The 18,293-nt window shown below is 61.0% G+C and carries 16 protein-coding genes; 13 read left to right on the top strand and 3 right to left on the bottom strand.

What is annotated here, in order from left to right; all coding sequences use genetic code 11:
* Window positions 1-44 precede the first annotated feature (44 nt).
* The 4 genes from ACFVSI_RS10705 (at window position 45) to ACFVSI_RS10690 (ending at window position 7,955) form a co-directional block, all read left to right on the top strand.
* On the top strand, window positions 45-2,297 hold the full coding sequence (locus ACFVSI_RS10705; protein WP_387822949.1) for a glycoside hydrolase family 3 C-terminal domain-containing protein: 2,253 nt from the start codon (window positions 45-47) through the stop codon (window positions 2,295-2,297).
* A 23-nt stretch (window positions 2,298-2,320) separates the two neighbouring features.
* Window positions 2,321-4,654, top strand: a complete 2,334-nt coding sequence (locus tag ACFVSI_RS10700) for a family 78 glycoside hydrolase catalytic domain (RefSeq protein ID WP_387822947.1) — start codon at window positions 2,321-2,323, stop codon at window positions 4,652-4,654.
* Between the two features lie 1,111 nt (window positions 4,655-5,765).
* Window positions 5,766-6,800, top strand: coding sequence for a serine hydrolase domain-containing protein (locus tag ACFVSI_RS10695; RefSeq protein ID WP_387822944.1), 1,035 nt, complete (start codon window positions 5,766-5,768; stop codon window positions 6,798-6,800).
* Window positions 6,801-7,373: 573 nt separating this feature from the next.
* A complete protein-coding gene (locus ACFVSI_RS10690; RefSeq protein ID WP_387822942.1) occupies window positions 7,374-7,955 on the top strand; it encodes a hypothetical protein in 582 nt (193 codons plus the stop codon).
* Window positions 7,956-8,143: 188 nt separating this feature from the next.
* Here the strand turns inward: ACFVSI_RS10690 and ACFVSI_RS10685 are convergent, their stop codons facing one another.
* The gene (locus ACFVSI_RS10685) at window positions 8,144-8,851 is read right to left on the bottom strand and encodes a hypothetical protein (RefSeq protein WP_387822939.1); all 708 of its coding nucleotides are present in this window, start codon (window positions 8,849-8,851) and stop codon (window positions 8,144-8,146) included.
* Between the two features lie 546 nt (window positions 8,852-9,397).
* Between ACFVSI_RS10685 and ACFVSI_RS10680 the strand changes: the two genes are divergently transcribed.
* The 4 genes from ACFVSI_RS10680 to ACFVSI_RS10665 all read left to right on the top strand — a co-directional run bounded on the left by ACFVSI_RS10680 (window position 9,398) and on the right by ACFVSI_RS10665 (window position 11,684).
* A complete protein-coding gene (locus tag ACFVSI_RS10680; protein ID WP_387822937.1) occupies window positions 9,398-9,973 on the top strand; it encodes a hypothetical protein in 576 nt (191 codons plus the stop codon).
* A gap of 32 nt (window positions 9,974-10,005) precedes the next feature.
* Complete coding sequence (locus ACFVSI_RS10675; protein ID WP_387822935.1) at window positions 10,006-10,158, top strand: hypothetical protein; 153 nt, start codon at window positions 10,006-10,008, stop codon at window positions 10,156-10,158.
* 94 nt (window positions 10,159-10,252) lie between these two features.
* The gene (locus ACFVSI_RS10670; protein WP_387822933.1) at window positions 10,253-10,513 is read left to right on the top strand and encodes a hypothetical protein; all 261 of its coding nucleotides are present in this window, start codon (window positions 10,253-10,255) and stop codon (window positions 10,511-10,513) included.
* Window positions 10,514-10,775: 262 nt separating this feature from the next.
* Complete coding sequence (locus tag ACFVSI_RS10665; protein ID WP_387822931.1) at window positions 10,776-11,684, top strand: hypothetical protein; 909 nt, start codon at window positions 10,776-10,778, stop codon at window positions 11,682-11,684.
* Between the two features lie 39 nt (window positions 11,685-11,723).
* Here ACFVSI_RS10665 and ACFVSI_RS10660 read toward each other — a convergent pair whose 3' ends face one another.
* Entirely contained in the window at window positions 11,724-12,095 is a 372-nt protein-coding gene (locus ACFVSI_RS10660; RefSeq protein ID WP_387822929.1) for a hypothetical protein, read from the bottom strand.
* A gap of 381 nt (window positions 12,096-12,476) precedes the next feature.
* Between ACFVSI_RS10660 and ACFVSI_RS10655 the strand changes: the two genes are divergently transcribed.
* The 3 genes from ACFVSI_RS10655 to ACFVSI_RS10645 all read left to right on the top strand — a co-directional run bounded on the left by ACFVSI_RS10655 (window position 12,477) and on the right by ACFVSI_RS10645 (window position 14,672).
* Window positions 12,477-13,019: a GNAT family N-acetyltransferase gene (locus ACFVSI_RS10655; protein WP_387822927.1), complete on the top strand. Its 543-nt coding sequence runs from the start codon at window positions 12,477-12,479 to the stop codon at window positions 13,017-13,019.
* A 130-nt stretch (window positions 13,020-13,149) separates the two neighbouring features.
* Window positions 13,150-13,623 carry a hypothetical protein gene (locus ACFVSI_RS10650; protein ID WP_387823099.1) on the top strand — a complete coding sequence of 158 codons (474 nt, stop codon included), beginning with the start codon at window positions 13,150-13,152 and terminating at the stop codon, window positions 13,621-13,623.
* Window positions 13,624-13,802: 179 nt separating this feature from the next.
* Window positions 13,803-14,672, top strand: a complete 870-nt coding sequence (locus tag ACFVSI_RS10645; protein ID WP_387822924.1) for an FG-GAP repeat domain-containing protein — start codon at window positions 13,803-13,805, stop codon at window positions 14,670-14,672.
* Window positions 14,673-14,950: 278 nt separating this feature from the next.
* Here the strand turns inward: ACFVSI_RS10645 and ACFVSI_RS10640 are convergent, their stop codons facing one another.
* Window positions 14,951-15,529, bottom strand: a complete 579-nt coding sequence (locus ACFVSI_RS10640) for a recombinase family protein (protein ID WP_387822922.1) — start codon at window positions 15,527-15,529, stop codon at window positions 14,951-14,953.
* 339 nt (window positions 15,530-15,868) lie between these two features.
* On the opposite strand from ACFVSI_RS10640, the gene ACFVSI_RS10635 reads away from it, so the two are divergent.
* Together ACFVSI_RS10635 and ACFVSI_RS10630 are read left to right on the top strand one after the other, a co-directional pair.
* Window positions 15,869-16,510: a DUF6308 family protein gene (locus ACFVSI_RS10635; RefSeq protein WP_387822919.1), complete on the top strand. Its 642-nt coding sequence runs from the start codon at window positions 15,869-15,871 to the stop codon at window positions 16,508-16,510.
* A 127-nt stretch (window positions 16,511-16,637) separates the two neighbouring features.
* On the top strand, window positions 16,638-17,477 hold the full coding sequence (locus ACFVSI_RS10630) for a hypothetical protein (RefSeq protein WP_387822917.1): 840 nt from the start codon (window positions 16,638-16,640) through the stop codon (window positions 17,475-17,477).
* Window positions 17,478-18,293: the final 816 nt, after the last annotated feature.

Below are 18,293 nucleotides of genomic sequence, written 5' to 3'. Positions count from 1 at the left end.
TGCTGCCATCACCAGACCGCCCGACTGAACTTTTGGAGAGCTCGATGAGCAAAAACATTTCCCATCTCACACTGGAGCAGAAGGCATCGCTGCTCTCCGGTGAAAACTTCTGGCAGACGAAAGAACTTCCGGAAGCCGGCATACCTGCCGCCGTACTGACAGACGGGCCTCATGGCATCCGCCGCCAGTTCGGCGGGGAAGACCACCTCGGACTGCACCACAGCGAACCGGCAACCTGCTTTCCACCTGCCGTGGCAGTCGGCTCCAGCTGGGACCCCACCATCGCGCACAGGCTCGGGGAAGGTGTCGGCAAGGAAGGCCGCAGCCTGGGGGTCTCCGTGGCTCTTGGCCCCGGAGTCAACATCAAACGGTCCCCGCTCTGCGGAAGGAACTTCGAGTACTACTCCGAGGATCCCCTCCTGTCCGGAATCCTCGGGGCAGCCCAGGTCACCGGGCTCCAGGCCGAAGGCGTCATGGCCTCCGTCAAACACTTCGCGGCCAACAACCAGGAGACCGAGCGCATGCGCGTCAGCGTCGAGGTGGACCAACGCACCCTGCGGGAAATCTACCTCCCGGCCTTCGAACGGATCGTCAAGGAAGCCCGGCCCGCGACAGTCATGTGCTCCTACAACAAGATCAACGGCATCTACGCCTCGGAAAACCGCGGGCTCCTCACTGAGCTGCTCCGCGATGAATGGGGCTTCGACGGCGCGGTCGTGTCCGACTGGGGCGCAGTATCGAACCGTGTTGCCGCGCTGAAGGCCGGCCTCGACCTTGAAATGCCCGGCAATGGGGGAACGACCGACCAGGAAGTGGTGGCTGCCGTCAAGGCCGGCACCCTGGACATAGCCGACGTCGACCGTGCCGTAGCACGTGTCCTGTCCCTGGCGATCGGGACCGTCCCGGACTCGGCCCCGATCGATTGGAAGGAAGGCCATACGCTGGCCCGGGAACTCGCTTCCGACTGCATCGTCCTGCTGAAAAACGATAACGCGGTGCTGCCCCTGACCCGTGGGCAGCGCATCGCCGTCATCGGCCCCTTCGCCTCCACACCCAGATACCAGGGCGGCGGAAGTTCCCACATTAATGCCACCTCAGAAGACTCAGCCCTCGACGCCCTCACCCAGCACGCTGCCCGGGTCGGGGCGACCGTGACATACTCGCTGGGCTTCACCGCCGACAACCAGGACCCCGAACACGCCAACCATCTCGGCGCTGCAGTCCAAGCCGCCACCGACTCCGATGTTGCCATCGTGTTCGCCGGCCTATCCGAGCAGGACGAATCCGAAGGTTTCGACCGGTCCCACCTGAACCTTCCCGAGCACCAAGTCAACACCATCAAGGCAGTAGCGAAGGCAGCGCCACGGACCGTTGTCGTTCTCTCCAACGGCGGAGTGGTCTCCCTGGAAGGGTGGCACGATGACGTCGACGCCATCGTCGAAGGATGGCTGCTCGGCCAGGGAGGCGGTTCAGCCACCGCCGATGTCCTCTTTGGCACCGTCAACCCGTCCGGGCACCTTGCCGAGACGATTCCACTGCGGCTCCAAGACAACCCCAGCTGGCTCAATTTCCCGGGCGAACAGCTTCGTGTGCGCTACGGCGAAGGCGTTTTCGTGGGGTACCGCTACTACGTCACGGCAGAAGTTCCGGTCCGTTACCACTTCGGACACGGGCTGAGCTATACAACGTTCCGCACCGAGAACCTGGACGTGCAAATCACAGGTCCGGCGTCCGCTACCGCCGCTGTGACTGTCACCAACACCGGGGAACGGGCCGGCAAACACGTCATACAGCTTTACATGGCCACGGCCGCAGGGCCGGTCAGGCGACCGGTCCGTGAACTCAAAGCGTTCTCCAAAGTGACCCTGGACCCAGGTGAGACCAAGACCGTGGACCTGCACCTGGACCACCGTTCCTTCGCCTACTACGACGCGGCGACGGAGAAATGGTTGGTAGCCGCCGGTGAGCACACCATTCAGGTCTGCTCGGACGCAGCGACCGTAGAGACAGCACAAACAATCACACTCGCCGGCGATCCGGTAGTCCAGGAACTCAGCATGGACTCCACGGTCGCTGACTGGTTCGCTCACCCCCTGGTCGGACCCGCTCTGAAGGACGGGATGGCGGCCTCCATGACCGAAGAGCAAGCCGCGTCAGCCGCAGCCAACCAGGACAGCATGCGAATGGTCGAATCAATGCCCATGAAACAGTTCATTGGCTTCCTCAATGGCATGTTCCCGCCCGAAGCCCTAGAACAACTGCTGGAACTCAGCCGCCAACCCGCACCGGCTCTCTAAGCCCCAAAAGCACAAGGACCACGTTGACTGCCGACATCAATGCCACCCCCGTGGAACTGCTGGCCAAAGCGAGCTGGATCACGGCCGCCGCCGGCCCTATCCCGCCAGCTGGTACGAGGCCGGCCTACGAATTCCGCACCACGTTCACGCTCGGTGAGGACATCGGGGGCGCACGTCTGGCAGCCACAGCACACGGAGTGTACGAGGCCTTCATCAACGGAACCCGCGTCGGCGACGAGGAACTTTCCCCCGGCCTGACCAGCTACGCAACAACCCTTTACGTGCAGCACCACGACGTCAGCGAGTTGCTCCGCAACGGAACCAATGAACTTCGCCTGGTCCTCAGCGATGGCTGGTTCCGTGGACGGTGCGGTCCGAGCCGCATCCCCGACGGATTTGGCACAAGCACGGCCATTTGTGCCCAACTCCTCATCCAAACACCAACGGAAGATCTGATCATTGCGACAGGGCCAGACTGGGAATACGGCACCGGCGCCATCACGGCAGCGGACCTTATGGACGGCCAAACCATCGACTTCACAAGGATCGACAACATTCGCTGGCAGCCGGCCAGTATCGCCGATGATCCAATGACACTTGATACATCCCGGCTGGCGTTCTCACCAGCCCCACCCGTGCGCCGCATCCGCGACTACCCGCCCCGGGCTGTCACCAAGCTACCGGGAGGCCGCCAAATCGTGGACTTCGGGCAAAACCTGAATGGGTGGGTCAGGTTGTCCGCCCTAGGTGCGGCAGGAACAAAAATAACCCTTACACACGGAGAAGCCCTCGACTCCCACGGCGACCTGACAACCGCACACCTTGCCTACACCCCCTACCCGGACCCGGAGCCCCTGCCCGTGGGGCAAATCGACACCGTCATCTCACGCGGCAGGCCCGGGGACGTGTTCGAACCCCGGCACACCACCCACGGATTCCGGTACGTGGCGGTAGATGGCCTCTCCGAAGACTTGAGCTCAAAGAACATCACTGCCGTCCTCGTGCACACCGATCTGGAACCCACCGGCACGTTCGAGTGCAGCGATCAGCGCCTCAACGAACTCCACCGCATAGCCGAAGCCAGCTGGCGCTCGAACGCCTGTGATGTGCCAACAGACTGCCCGCAACGCGAACGCTGGGGATACACCGGCGACTACCAGATCTTCGTCAGAAGCGCCGCCTTCCTTGATAACATCCTCGGATTCTCAAGGAAGTGGCTCCGGTCGCTGGCCGATGACCAGCTCGATAACGGCTGCATCACTAACGTCGCCCCCAACACCGGGGTTGTAAGCAACCCCGACATTCCGTTCTCCTTCGACGGGTCCGCCGGGTGGGGCGACGCCGCCACCATCGTGCCGTGGCAGCTGTACGTCACCTACGGCGATGCCCGCGTCCTTGAAGAGAACTTCGACATGATGACCGGATGGGTGGACTACATTTCAGAGATCGCCGCCGCAGGACGGCACCCCTCCCGGGAACAGGCCAGGCCGGACCCGGCAGCGCATGAACGGTTCCTGTGGGACAGCGGCTTCCACTGGGGTGAATGGGCGGAACCCGGAGGAGTCTTCGACTACGCCGCGGACAAAGGCGTCATCGCCACCGCCTACATGGCCCGGTCCGCCGACATCGTCTCTAAGGCCGCCGCAATACTGGGCCGAGATGACCTCGCCCACCGGTACAGGGAACTCCATTCAAATACGGTTGGCGCCTGGCGTACCGAGTACCTTACAGCTTCTGACGGTCACCTCAAGGTCGAATCCCAGGCCAACTACGTGCGAGGTCTCGCCTTTGGGCTAATCCCAGAAAATGCAAAAACCAAAGCTGTGGAACGCCTCGTTGCACTCATCCGGGAGAAAGACACCCATCTGTCGACGGGGTTTCTTTCCACACCCTTCCTCCTTCCAGCCCTGGCAGACCACGGCAGGACAGACATCGCCTATGAGCTCCTTTTCCAGGACACCTCTCCGAGCTGGATGACCATGCTCAACAGGGGCGCGACCACGATCTGGGAATCGTGGGAAGGAATAGCCGACGACGGTACACCTCACGAGTCGCTGAACCACTACTCCAAAGGCTCAGTCATCACCTTCCTGCACGAATACGTCGCCGGCATCCGCGCCGAAGAAGATCACCCCGGGTACGAGCAATTCAGCATCGAACCCCGCCCAGGGCACGGAATCGAATGGGCGCAAGCAAGTCTTCGGACCGTCCGAGGGCGCATCACCAGCAGCTGGCAGACCCACAACGCAGAGTTCAAGCTGGAGGTAGGAGTACCCGACGGGGCAAGCGCCCGCATCGTCATGCCCAGCGGAACAAAGTACACGGCGGGACCCGGAAGCCACACGTTCAAGGAATAGGCAGCTGCAGACACTCGCAAAGCCACGATCATCCCAGCCCTCTCCCCCGCCCGTCCCCTCCCGCCCACAGACTCCGGACATCTGGGCGCACATCACCAGTGGAAGCCTTGTATGCAACCCAACCCTTCCGGCCACAACGACAGCCGCTGTCCTCAGACAGCTGGTCAGCTCCGGCAACCACTGCTGAAGCCTCATGAGGGCTTCGTCGATGCCTGAAGCGGCCAGATTTCAAACTCCAGGGATGGTGGAACTCACGATCAGCTGCGGCACGGACACGGAGGAGGCACTAGTGACGGCCATTGAGGCGGTCCGTCCGGCGGCCGCAACATACGACATGGGAATTCTGGTGACGCGAATTGGAACAGGACACTTCATCGTCCGGGCCCATACGAGTGTCCCCGCTGGGCTCGTGCGGCGGCGCCTCTGACAGCTGCTCGGTTGATCTGCTGCCTCGTCGACCTTCAGCCCAGACCAGCTTGAAACCGTCATTATCGGCAAACTCCACACCGCAGGCTATCCCTCGCCCTCCCAAGTACTTAGACGGCCGGATCGGCCTCAACGGACAACGGGCTGGTCTACGGTTACGTCCGATGGTGTCCCACTTCCTTAGAACCGGAACACTCTTTGTAGGACCGCACCCCAGATACTCAAATCAGTATTCAATGCCGGCTGCACTGCCGCCCGTAAGGGGACTTCGGGTGCAGTAAATGGTTCTGGTGCAGATAGCAGTCCAAGTCAGGCCAAAAGTACGGCGGCACAGTTTCGAAGGGATCCAATCGGGAGATTTAGGAACATAATTGGGAGTGGCTGGGTGGCACATTCTCGGAGAGGAGTGGGTCATGATTCGCGCCCTGCTGTGCAGACTCAACATCGGACACCGTTGGCTGGCGGAAAGAACACCCGACGGCGGCTTCCGGCGGCGCTGTATCAGGTGCGGGAGGTACGACCGCCACAGCTCCCAGTGGTCCAGGCACCTGGAGTCGGGGGACCGACCAGGGAATCCATGGGGTCCAGCTCCATGATGAACAAGTACACTGCGGTACTGGCCATGGCCCTTGTGCTTTCCGGCTGTACTTTCGGCGCCCCCGACGAAACAACCACTGCTCCGGCCGTGAAGCTTGCCGCTGAGCTGGAGGCTTTTTCCGGCGACGCGTCCGCCCAAGGGGCCCCGGCAGTGGTCTTCCATGTGCGGAACGGCGACCAGGAAGACTTGGGGGCTACTGGGGTGAAAGACCTGGAGTCCGACACGAAGGCGCTCCCTACCCACAAAACGTGGATCATCGGGGCCGGGACGCCCATGGTTGCCGTGTCTGTAATGAAGCTGGTGGAGGCCGGCGCCATAAACCTGGATGATCCTGTCTCCATTCATTTGCCCGAGTTCACAGCCATCTTTCCCCTGTGGGGCAGGGTAACGATCAGAGACTTGTTAGGCAGCACGTCCGGCCTGCCCGACTACTTTCCACCGTTAATTGAATCCAGGAACCTGGACGAGCTTCAAACCCGCCTGTTGACCTTCGAGGAACGGCTTCGAATCGCCGCGGGGCTGGAACTACCACCGGGGCCGGTCACCTACTTAGCGTGGTCAGCCACGGATTGGGAGGTGCTGGGCTGGCTGCTAGAGCGCAAATACAATAGTGGCCTCGCCGAGATTCTCACCAAGGATGTGTTCGTGCCAGCAGGGATGAACGACACCCACATGGCAGCGGCAGGCCCACCGCCCGAGCCCATGCTGCACGGGTACGTACTGGAGAACGGTAACAGGCGGGACTTCACTCGGGTTGATGCCGTGGCCGGATCGGCCGATTCCGGGATCATTTCAACCGTCGAAGATATCAACAAATTCTTGGCGGCGCTCACCACGGGGCGGCTTATCCGGGAGGACACGTGGAAGGGCATGGTTGAGGCCGTGCCATTCTCTCTGGGCGGCATCCGCCCAAGCGACGGCGTCTGCCCGGGCCAACGCCACATCATTGTGTCCGGGGGCGGAGGACCCTACAGTGTCCAATCCATCTCATCGCTAGACGGGCAACAGCAGGTCACGGTGGCAACTGTACTTCCGCCCGGGGAGCTCAACGTCACCGAAACGCCTTCGCTCGTCCGTGAGATGGAGGACGCAGTCCTGCGGACAGCCAAGAGGATGTGCTAGCTAGACCATGACAACCTTTAGGGCCTACAAAAACGTGAGGGATGATCGGCCTGGAGCACCTGCTGGCTCTGCGCAGGTCTCGCCGTGCCTGCCCCATATAAGGAGCGCCTCGGAGTAGAGCATCTGAACTCCTGGAAGATCGATCCCGAGCGCAATAGTGGTGGTCGGTTTCAATGGGCGCGTTCTATCGGGGGCGACTCGGGATTTGAGAATGACACGTAAGCCGGTCCCCCAACGGCCGCGTAGCGCGCGCATAGGCGCCCGCGGCGTTTTAGAGCTCAGAGATTCCCGTAAGACCCGCCCGCGAAAATGCCCGGTGAAGGTGCCCTAAACGCTACACACTTTCCCGTCCCACTTCCTTGGAACTGGAACACCACGGCGGCATGGAACAACCCGGCCGCCGGTGCGATTCTCGTATACGGACTTCCTCGCTGCCGTTTCAACGCTGGACAGGTGTCCGTTAGGGATCCCTAACCGTACATAGTGAGCGCTCCGCCGCATCCTGCGCGTAGTGGGCGCCTCCGAAAGACGAGTACAGCCAAGTGTTGTCCGCGGGTGCGGCTGCATGCGAGCGTGAATGCACCAAAGCAAGGCCACATTTTGGATTGGGGGCAGCTCGTGGAAGAGCAGCACAGCGGGCAGCAAATGAGCAACTACACCCAGGGGCCGAAGGCGCCATGGCAGCCTCCGCTGCCGCCCTACCCGCCCGCACCTGTGGATGAGGCTCCGACGAGGCCGCGGACCCAGCGCAGGCCACGGCGGATCCTCGCGATAGTGCTGGCGAATCTCGCGTTGATCGCCCTGGGAACGACTGCTGGGACGGCTGTTGGTTACAACAACGGGTACGGCACCGCTTCCTCCGAGGCGTCGGCCAGGCCGATTCCGACCGTGACGGCCACCGAGACCGTCACCCAGACTAAGACCGTGCCCCAGACGCCCTACGCATGTACTCAGGCCCTCCAGTACGCCGACCAAATCATGGACTTGGCTGTCCAGACCATCAATGCGCTCTCCGATACCAGCAAAGCGCTGAGCGCAGGGGACACTGCAGGCATTGTGACGGCCACTGCCCGCATGCAGTCTCTCCAGACTAGGCTCAACGGGCTGGAGGGGCTCCGAACCAGCTATCTGGTAGCCAAGGCCCAGTGCCGCTGACGACGTGGTACCCGGTGAAGTGTCCCCCATCCCTGGCCCCTGGGCACTCTGTCTTGGTCACGCACCTTTCACGTTTGAGGAAGAAGGCACCCCGGGTCCACCCGACAGATCCACGTAGCGGGAGCCAGCAGCCTCCAGTAGTTGGGCTGTCTCAAACAGCAAAGCGGCCAGCATGCCATAACGGATGGTCATCTGGAACTGGCCCCGGACGTAGTTCGCGTGCCTTCAACTTCCTGAATCTCATTTGACGAAATTTGAGCCCAGAACTTTCCGTGAGCATGCCCACTGGCTAGCTGCCAAGCCGCCAGCCAAGGAAACACAACGTTGCTGTGCCAGCGCTCCAAGCGTTGGAGGATGTGTGTCGTGGGGGGTAGCCTCTCGCTGAGGGGGTTCCACGAACCGAGTCCTGCCTGTCCGGCGACCTCCTTCAACGTGTCCCGCCGCTTCGCTTTCACGGACGGTTGATTCATAGTTACGCGCAGGGCTGCAGCTTTACCGACCTCATCAACCCCTAAAAGAAGCCTTCGTTTAATACGCAGAGTGCCGTTGACCGGTTCCAGCAGCCATAAGGCAATGGCTGCAGAATCGAGAGCATTCCTCACCAATGCATAGGCGCCGAAAGGGCTGGCAGCCATATCGATCTTGTGCTCAGATTCCTGAACAATCATCTGCTTCAACGAGGCGATACACCCGATGGCCACAGATAGCTGGCCATGCGCATAACCGGAGACATCGTAATGCGGTGACCTGATGCCGTCGGCGAACAAGGCCGAACCTGGTCGTGGCTCCACAAATGGGTCAAGCGCCGCCTCAATTTCCGCAACCCGTTCAAACATCCGCATGATCCATTGGCTGTACTGGACCTCGTCCTCGTCACCCACCGGTAGCTTGATCACAGGCCGAATCTAGGCGCAGAGCGGAGAGCATTTGGCCCTCAAACAGGCCCAAGGCTCTATTTCCCGATCTGAAGGTCCAATCCGGAACGAAGTTCAGATTCTGTTCGAGTTCCGGCATCTCGATCGCCTACTTGTACCTTGTACGGCCCATCCTCAGCGATGATGTCCGGTACGACGTACATCATCTTGCAGGCTCGGTCGACAACAACCATGCTGTTCGTTAGCCGGGCGCTCGAGACCAACCCGGATTGTGACGCGACTGATGCTTCGCTGTCCGGGCCAAGGTCCTTAAACGAAGCTCCACCGCTGCCGTAGCACCAGTGCCCTGGTCCTTTCTCTGTATCACTCACACGCAGGATCCCGCCAAACGGAGCGTGAACGAGGACCTTGATGGTTGCCGACCGGTGAACCAGTCGGCCTCCACTCAAATCGCCTGGCGGAAGCCGGGGTTATCACCCACCACGCCACCGTCGTTGCCGGCGGCCATGACCACCCATCGGAGGATGGGGCATCGACCAACTGCACCCGGGCGCGATCCTCGACTCGATGGGCACCGCCGAAGTCGTCCTCGCGCAGTCCCCTACAGCAAATCTTCGCCGGTTCCCTGGCTGCGACGTGGCCCCTGGAATCCTGAGCCAGGGCACAACTCTCCTGACGGTCACCGAATTCGCCCGGAACGTGCAAAGGATCTCTCAGGACCCAGCCGTAGCGGCCGCTTTCGATGCCATCGTCGACGGAAACCAGGAAGCTGACGCCTTCCTGCACTCGGAGGCCTTCATCCCCGGCGGCCCCGGCGGGGTCCGTCCACGCTACGCCTCCGACGCACCTGCCGCCCCATTGTCCAGGGCCTCGGCCGTAGCCGGCGCCCTGGCACGGGCCGGTGCCGCGGCCATCGAATCGGTCGCCTCCAAAATGCCTGCCGGTGCGCCCATCTACGTCGCCGGCGGATGGGCACGCTCAAGAGGGTGGATCGACATCGAAAAGACCTTCATCAGCGCCGACGTACACATCATCCCCGAACCCGAAGTGACCGCCGTCGGAGCCGCCCTGCTTGCCGCCCAAGCCATCAAGTGGGACGTTCCCGCAGGAATGGCACTCTCATCCCCTGCCGGAATCCCCTAAAACTCCGGCCGCAGCAACTACAAAGGAAGAGGATGACCGACCACACCGCATCCCCGTTCTCCCTCAAGGTAACCGGCCATGAAGCCCACCAAATCCGCGCCGCCCTCACCAGCGCCGTTGACCAAACAGTAAGCGATGCCCTGCAGGCCGGGCGACAAGGCGGACTGATCACCCAACACAGCTAAACCGTTGCACTCAGTCAGAGCGTTCCCTACGGACAAATTCGCGAGAAAAGACAAACCGATCTGACGATGGCCTTGGCTGGGTACGGCGGCCAAGATGTCCTGGGATGACGTTGAATTCCTTTTGAAGCTTCACCCAGGTGAGTCGATCTACGCCACCGACAAACGTACCGGGCAGCAATGGCAGGGAACCATCGATGTCGTCGCTGCCGAGAACGGCCAGCTATGGATGTTCACCGAACTCGGCGAAAGGAAGCGTTTCGACCTCGACGCCCATACTTTCGCCCTTCCGAACCCGGAACACCAGCTACATGGCATCGATCCGAAGGGCGCCCAGTATCGCCGTAGTTATCCCTGATTTCGAATCACAAGGAGGGCTCGCCACACCTGGTCGCAAGTGCCCGCCTGTTTCATTCCTGGAAAGCGGACATGCCCCGAACGGGAACAGCTGCCATGAAATGATGGCGATCATTGCTGACGGCGCGGTGAGGGATCTGCGGGAGACACAGCGACATGGTTTTCTTCGGCTGTCACATAATCCGTAGAAAGGTAGGTTTGCGCTACCTTTCGTCAAAGAGCAGCCCGGCTGTCGAGCTGCGATGGAGTGAGGATGGTAAACCTTGCAGCCCGATGAAGACTTTGAGCGCTTTACCTACCCGCCGTTCGACCCGACCGCTGATCTCTCCCACATTGTCACCAACACCAAGGGCCGGCGCGCTTCTACAAGAAAAAGGAATGCCAATACGAAAGAGGTCCGGGCCTTCCTTGAGGCGGCCCTTGAGCTTACCTCGGAGTTGTTCGCCCCGAGCCCCGCAGCACGACAACTGAGGGATGAAGACGAAGACGGTCGACCGACCATGTCCTACCTGTCCCGGCGGAAGGTCGTCGACCGTGCGCAGAAGATGTTTCCGGAGCTCGTGCTTACCGAGAGCATTATGCGAAACAGATGGGATTTCCAGCCGGATTTCCTGGCGGATTTCATCTCCTATGCCCTCACTGAGCGGCATTGGAGTCTTCAAATCGCTCTTTCGGAAAGTTCTGCTGCGTTGTTGACGGGCGGCCGGGACTTCTCCGGTTCCGTGCATCGGGTGGCTTACGAGGATCTCAAGCTCGTTCTCGAGCTCCCTGCCTACCGGTTCCAACTCCTCGCGGTAGCCTCCGCCCAGGCCGATTCTGCCTCTGCAGCCGCTCTGTCGCGCATGTACGAGCATCTGTCGAAGACCTGGACCGACCTCTACGCCAAGGTATTCAACCACTATGGTCTCTCCTTCAGGCCGGGGATCACCCTGCAGGATTTCAACATCATTCTTCAATCCACCGCCGAAGGCCTGGGGATGCGTCTGCTCTCCGGGGTCAACGAGAAGATTCTCGACGACGAACGGAGAACCTCCCTGCTTGGAACGGCTGCCCTTGCGCTCTTCCTCGGGCTGGTCGATCTCGGTGACGGGCTGAGTCTTGAGCAGACCGTGGACACCCTTCTGGGATCCATCAGCAATGACGGTTCGTCGCCAGGAAGCCCAGCACCGTAGAGCGTTTGCACCACGGCACCGGGCTTCGCACGCAGCGTACTAGCGATAGACGATGTTGAAGATCGCGTATCCGCAGGTCCGCTTCACATATGACAGGTAAGCAGATGCTCCTCCCCCAACAGAAGCCGGCAATGGCCCTCGCCCGATGATCCAGGCGATGGCTCCCGGATTGGTAGCGATCGCCCAGGCCGCTCCGATGGGGACTCCGACGGAGGTGATGCAACCTGCAAATGCCACGGTCTTGTTCCAGGTCAGTCGCAGGTCCGCGGCCAAAGACGCTTTCGGGGTCACATTGGTAACGGCGGGAACCGCAGTGGTCCCCGGCGACGCTGAGGCTGCCGTGACCGAACCGAGGGAAATGGCAAGCACTGTCCCTGCCACCATGCACAGCCTGCCAATTTGTGTTTTCATAGCCAGCCTCCTGATTTGTGATGCCCGCCAACGGGGGGCTTCTGATGCCCTTGCGGTCCGGATTTTCCGTCCACGCAACCATGAAAACAGGAGACGAACTTTAGCTTCCAGATCCCTATTCGGCCGACTTATCTAGGTGCTCAAGGCGATGTCGGCCCAGCTGGGTCCCATTCCCTGGCGCTCCTTCCTCAAGAAAGCCCCTGCACCACAGTCCCGAGCGTGCGGGAGGAAAAGAACCTTCCTCCATCCGGGAGTCGCTGACGGCACGGTCCCTCGAAGACGACACAAGTGCGGCACACCTGTCCCAGTTCCTTGGAAGTGGGACGGTGGCAGTTTCGGTATCTCCCCCCGCTACCCGGGGGCTCAGCGTAGAGTCTGAGAATGAATCCTCTGGAGCAGCCTGTACTCGTTGCGCCTCCTTTCAGGCTCCGCCCATTTACGGCAGCCGATGTTCCTGTGGTTCAGGAAGCCTCGAGCGATCCACTAATTCCTGCCATCACGACGGTGCCCGCCAGCGGTTCACGCCAGGCAGCTCTGGCCTTCATCGAAAGACAGCACCAACGCTTAGTTGATGGCACCGGGTACTCCTTCGCTATTGCTGATTCCTCCTCTGATCAGGCGGTTGGTCAAATCGGGCTGTGGCTGAAGAACCTCAGCCAAGGCCGGGCGAGCATTGGCTATTGGGTGGCGGCAAGTCATCGGGCGAAGGGAGCTGCTTCCTCTGCTTTAGGTGCCCTCGCCGCCTGGGGTCTTGCGCACCCCGGGATTCATCGATTGGAACTCTACGTCGAGCCGTGGAATGAGGGCTCCTGGCGCGCAGCCGAGCGCAGCGGGTTCGTACGTGAAGGGACAATGAGGAGCTGGCTGGAGATTGGCGGCCAGCGCAAGGACATGTACATGTACTCGCGCCTTCCTGCTCGCTAGGAATCACGCTACGCAGACCTCGCTGCCCTGCCGCTGTTTCGGTGTTCCACTTCGTTGGAAGTGAGGCTCCTCCCCTGGCAGGAGCATGGCATTCGTGCCGCTGACATGAGCGCCGTGATCGACCACTTGGATTCAAACCCCGTGGAACCGCCCGCCAGATCGAAGCCACATCATCACTGCGGGCCACTCCCTCGGAGGTGCCGCCGCCTTGAAAACAGCACGTCTGGATGACCGGGTCGACGCAGCTGTTGGTATCGACGGAATGCCCAGAACCCCGGAGAACGCCGCACCTGTGACCAAACCAGCACTCGCCATAGTGGCCGGTGACGCGGATCCGAATCCTGAATACAACGCCGTACTTGACGCCTTGCTTGACGACGGCAACGGAGTCCGGGTCACTTTGGACGGGGTGACTCATTTTGGCATGATCGATGTCGCTCTCATGATCGGCCCGGTTCCCGGGAACACCGGCATGCGAGGCCCCTCGGGACCATCATCAGCAGCACAGGCAACCCTCCATCTAATCGACGCAGTGACCACCGGCAGATCCCTTACCCCCGCACTGGCTCAACTCGGCACGGTTTCTGCGCCCGAGAGTCAATGACCGTGCCACAGGATTCCCGCCATCTCATAGCCGGATTATCAGGTGGGGCTCCCTTTAAGGACGTGGCAGTCGTAGACTCCGTCCCACGGCGCGCTGCCGCGTCACCACTCTTTATTTGGGGGTCTATTGTGGGTGCTACAAGTGTGTTTCAAGCCGTCGGTCAACGGCAGGGGCGGCGGGTGGCGGGTTTGGCGGCCGTCGGTTTGGTGCTGGCGTTGTTGCTGGGAACCGGGGGGTCGCCTGCCGCGGCCAGCGCGAACCGGGATCTGGCTCCGTCAACTTCCGCGTCGGGCGTCGTCAAGAACGACTTTAATGGGGACCGCAAGGCTGACATTCTGGCCCGTGATGGCGCCGGCGACCTGTGGCTTTACCCCGGAAACGGCTCAGGTGGTTGGCTTCCCCAGATTAAGGTAGGAAACGGCTGGAATATCATGACGGCCATCATTGCCCCCGGGGATTTTAATGGTGACGGTCATGCGGACATCCTGGCCCGTGATTATCCCTTGGGTGATTTGTGGCTGTACCCCGGAAACGGCTCGGCGGGCTGGATGCCACGTGTGCAGGTATCCGCCGGCTGGAATAACCAGACTAATATCCTAGGGATCGGCGACTTCCAAGGCGACGGATTCGTCGACGTAGCCGTCTCCAACCGTGGCGGGATGTGGATAGAACGCGGTGATGGAAAGGGCGGTTGGCTGAACTCAGCGTGGGCGGGATATGGCTGGTTCTTCGGGTCGGAGGCCATCGGTGTCGGTGATTTCAATAGTGATGGCACAGCTGATGTCGTGGGCCGCGACAATTCCGGTGTCCTGTGGCTCTACCCCGGCAACGGAACCGGCGGCTGGTTGCCACAGAGCGTGACCGGCGCCGGCTGGAACGCCATGAACTCCCTTGTTGGACCCGGCGACTTCAATGGGGACGGAAAAAACGACATCATAGCCCGGGACTCCATCGGCGACTTATACCTTTACGAGGGCAGCGGTGGATCCGCATGGCCCACATCGAGGAAAGTGGGCAGCGGCTGGAACATCATGACGGAGATCCTTTAACCGTCCTGGCCGGACCGATGGCAGCCAACCCCGAATGTGGCCCCACCGGGCTAATCCCTGTAAAGAAATCTGCGCCCGCCTCTTGACGTGCCATGCCCGATTTACTCAGAAGCGGGACGCGCCCCTGTGGACTAGATCATTACGCGACAGCGACTTGCTGTGCCGCCAGCAGTCGGCAGCGGGCCTCGCGTAACAATTCCGTCCCGGATGTTGTCCCAAAAATCTGCCGTGGACAGCAGTCACAAAGACAACTTCCGGGACAGATAGCTCTGTGGGCCTCAAGAGTCCATACCTAAGTATCGGTAGACGGTCGCGCGGCTGGATCCGATGATCTTTCCGATGTCCGTCGGCTTAAGGCCGCGAGCTTTCAGTTCATGCGCCCTCTTGACCTTCTCGTGGTCTGTCGTGATCTCCCGGCGTCCCGCTTTCCTTCCGTTAGCAGCTGCGGCCGCCATGCCGGCCTTGGTGCGCTCGGAAAGCTGGTCTCTTTCAAGCTGGGCGAAAGCCGAAATGATAGTGACCATAGCCTGGGCCATCGCTCCCCCGACCTCGCTGGCCGGGTCAGTGGCGATGCCATCCCTTAACGAACGGAACTTGATGCCTCGCACCTTGAAATGATCCAAGAGCTCGAGGAGATGGCGCGTGTTCCGTCCCAACCGGTCCAGCTTCCACACCACGACCTCATCCCCTGCGCCGAGACGGTCCAGCATTCGGTCCAGGCCCGGACGACTTACCCGGGTCCCGCTGACTCCTTGGTCTTTATAGATCCGCTCGCACCCGGCTGCTTCCAGTTCCCGGATCTGCAAATCGGTATTTTGGTCAGCCACGCTGACTCGGGCATATCCAAGGCGTGCCATCACTTCTCCTGGTCTTATCAAAGGGCAAATACGGGCGATGTTGAGAATAACCTGGTGAGACACATTGTTGGGACAACCGAGGTGCCGGAAATCCGCGAGCCCGAATCCTCAACCCAGGCCTGGCCCCGCGGTTCTTATTAAAGGATCCATTGATGAGATTCGCCATAATGTGATGGCAGCTCGGCCCGACCTCGGTAAAGAAGTGACCGAGCCAATCTGGCACTCGAACAAGGGCAGAGGACAGTGCACTCCACGTTCCTCGCGACTACAGCAGATACGATCCGCATCCGCGCGGCGCATGGTCCCGGACTGACCGCGGAACTCCCCTAGGCTATCGGCATGACGAAACTGCGCGTGGGTGGGGCATCAGTAGGTTTCGACGAGGCGAAAACTTGGGCGTACGACTACTTAGCGAACGACAAGATACTGTCGGCTTATCCAGCGTATGACGGATACCCGGGATCGCCCACGCCCACTCTTGGGCCGCAGGACCTGCTCGCGCCAGCATTGCTCAACGTCAGCCAGAACCCGGTCCCGGCTTACTACGGGCTTGAAGCCCTGATGGGGCCCCTCAACGATCGACTCGAGGCCCTCCCGGCAGAAGCCGACCTTGCCACGGCAGATTCCGAGACCATCAGTCGTCTCGTGAACCTCCTTGGCGTATTGGAAGAACAGCCGACAAAGTACGTGAAGCTCGTTACCCTATCCAAGGTCCTGCACCGCAAACGGCCCAAGCTGATCCCGCTTTTCGATGCTCATATCTACTGGTGCTACACGCTGCGGCCGGAAGCACCGTTACCGGAACAGCGCGGTAGAAGCCGTGCCGAGTACCGGTCCGCGTGGCTAACGGCGGTGCAAAAGGACCTTCACCGTCAGCTGGAGCAATGGAATGAGATCGCAGGCATCGCGCCCGGCCCTCAAATCACGCCCTTGCGGGCCTTGGACATCATCGGCTGGGAACTTGGCAAGCGCAGAATGTGAGTTGCTCCAGGACAGCTTCGGTTCCGGTCCCAAATCCGTGGTCTAGCGGTTGTCAGTCAGATAAACCATCGTGGAAATATGACCGATTCAACGCCTGGCCCCAAAGCAGATCTACGAGCTGGCGGGCATGCTCGTGGCCCCAAAGCCTGGGGCGACATCTACATTTGAGGAGTATGTAGCCGCCCGCGCCACGTTCATGGAGATTAGCCGAGATGCCTGGTGGAACCCCTGGGTCTACCAGGACCGGGCCCTGGTGGAACGCTCCGCGCTGGCGGTCATTGAGCAGTGGCAACGAGCAGAGCCAGGTTTCCGACAGCGGACAGATCGGGAACTGGAGGAGATGCTGGACGATGCTGGCCGCCGCGGCGAGGAGGAGTACGCGGTCGCTGCTGCCCGCCAGGAGCAGGACAAGAAGCGGTACGACCCGGAGCGTGAACAGGCTCGTCTCTTAGTTCTTGAACAGGAGTCCATACTGAGTCGCCAGCACGAGGAAATAGCGGATCTTCAGACCGGGCGTTACCCCGCGATGAACGAGGACCGGCGAACCACGAAGATCGCAGAGATCGAGCAAGCAGCCAACGACCGGGAGAGACATATCGCAGCCCTGGCCTCTATCGTTGGGAGCCGCGAGGACGTCGTCGACAAGTATGGGCGCTTGCCACGGGAGCGACGGGAGGCGAACCTTCTCCGCTACCGGCTACGCCGCGAACACAAGGTACGCGAGCTGCGCGCACGAATCCCCGAGCTGAAGGCCGATGCAGCGAAATCTGATGACAGAACTGAACGCACCAGGCTCCGAAGCGAATACAAACCGCCGAATCGGACCTCAAAACGCTCCTCGACGTACTTCCCATGGCCAGGGAGGACATATGCTCCGAATGTCCACGACCAGCATCGAGCCACGGCTGGGTCTCACCACCCTACGAAGGTCCCTGCCCGGCCTGGCCCGACTGGGCCGAGAGGTTGAGGCGCGCTCGTGAGCTTCTTCTCGCTTCAACCGAACGTACAAAGGACGGCGGAACCGGATCAGCCCAAACCGCAGCCAATCGCCGCCCTGCCCTCGGGGCTTCCCATCGCCGAAGTAATTGCCAAACTCAGCGAACTGGAACACAAACACCCGGACGCCACCGTCAAACGAGGGCGCGCAAACAGGTGGGAGATTTGGCCCGCGGACAGCTGACCGTCTGATGCAGCTGTACCCGGCCCTATCCCACGGGTTGTCCTAAGTCTGACATCGTCAAACATGTACCGACAGCGCCAACGCCCGTAGGCGCAGTGACGCCTAAAGGGGTGCAAACCCAGCGACGCATGCACTGTGCCACAAAACTCTTTGACGGGGCGGTAGTGTGGGGGTGTCCCGCCTGGTTGCCCCCAAGTCCCAGGCGGGACCACCTGTTTCCGAAAGGAGAAGCTGCAGTGGGATTACGGAAATTCCTGAACAGGCGAAGCCTGCCGGCCGACGTGGAGCATGCGAATGCGGGGATGGTAGCCGCGCCCATGGACCGTGCGCCCGCGACGTCTGAGCATTTAGTAGACCTAGACGACGCACGCGCCGAGTTGCTGAAACTCGCCGCCGAAGTAGGGGTAAAAGGCCTCAGCGCCTGCCCTCGGGATGGGAGCCGTTGGCAAGATGATCCCAAAACCATACGGGCCATCACCGCGCTCATCAAAGAGACTCACTTCAAGGAGGATGAAGGCTTGGCCCGGTAGGGCCGGACACTAGGAAGCCAAAGTTTCTTCCCGATCCGGGCCAGCAGCTCAGTGCCCTGCCGCAATCATCCAA

Origin of the sequence: Paenarthrobacter sp. NPDC057981 (genome assembly GCF_042886835.1) — a bacterium.
Taxonomy (GTDB): Bacteria; Actinomycetota; Actinomycetes; order Actinomycetales; family Micrococcaceae; genus Arthrobacter.
This window is presented reverse-complemented; position numbering and strand designations above follow the sequence as displayed.

Bases quoted from the DNA above. Each gene is read 5' to 3' on its own strand.
- ACFVSI_RS10705 (WP_387822949.1), top strand. From the start codon at position 45: ATGAGCAAAAACATTTCCCATCTCACACTGGAGCAGAAGGCATCGCTG.
- ACFVSI_RS10680 (WP_387822937.1), top strand. From the start codon at position 9,398: ATGGGCACCGCCGAAGTCGTCCTCGCGCAGTCCCCTACAGCAAATCTT.
- ACFVSI_RS10675 (WP_387822935.1), top strand. From the start codon at position 10,006: ATGACCGACCACACCGCATCCCCGTTCTCCCTCAAGGTAACCGGCCAT.
- ACFVSI_RS10670 (WP_387822933.1), top strand. From the start codon at position 10,253: ATGTCCTGGGATGACGTTGAATTCCTTTTGAAGCTTCACCCAGGTGAG.
- ACFVSI_RS10660 (WP_387822929.1), bottom strand. From the start codon at position 12,095: ATGAAAACACAAATTGGCAGGCTGTGCATGGTGGCAGGGACAGTGCTT.
- ACFVSI_RS10655 (WP_387822927.1), top strand. From the start codon at position 12,477: ATGAATCCTCTGGAGCAGCCTGTACTCGTTGCGCCTCCTTTCAGGCTC.
- ACFVSI_RS10640 (WP_387822922.1), bottom strand. From the start codon at position 15,529: ATGGCACGCCTTGGATATGCCCGAGTCAGCGTGGCTGACCAAAATACC.
- ACFVSI_RS10635 (WP_387822919.1), top strand. From the start codon at position 15,869: ATGACGAAACTGCGCGTGGGTGGGGCATCAGTAGGTTTCGACGAGGCG.
- ACFVSI_RS10630 (WP_387822917.1), top strand. From the start codon at position 16,638: ATGCTCGTGGCCCCAAAGCCTGGGGCGACATCTACATTTGAGGAGTAT.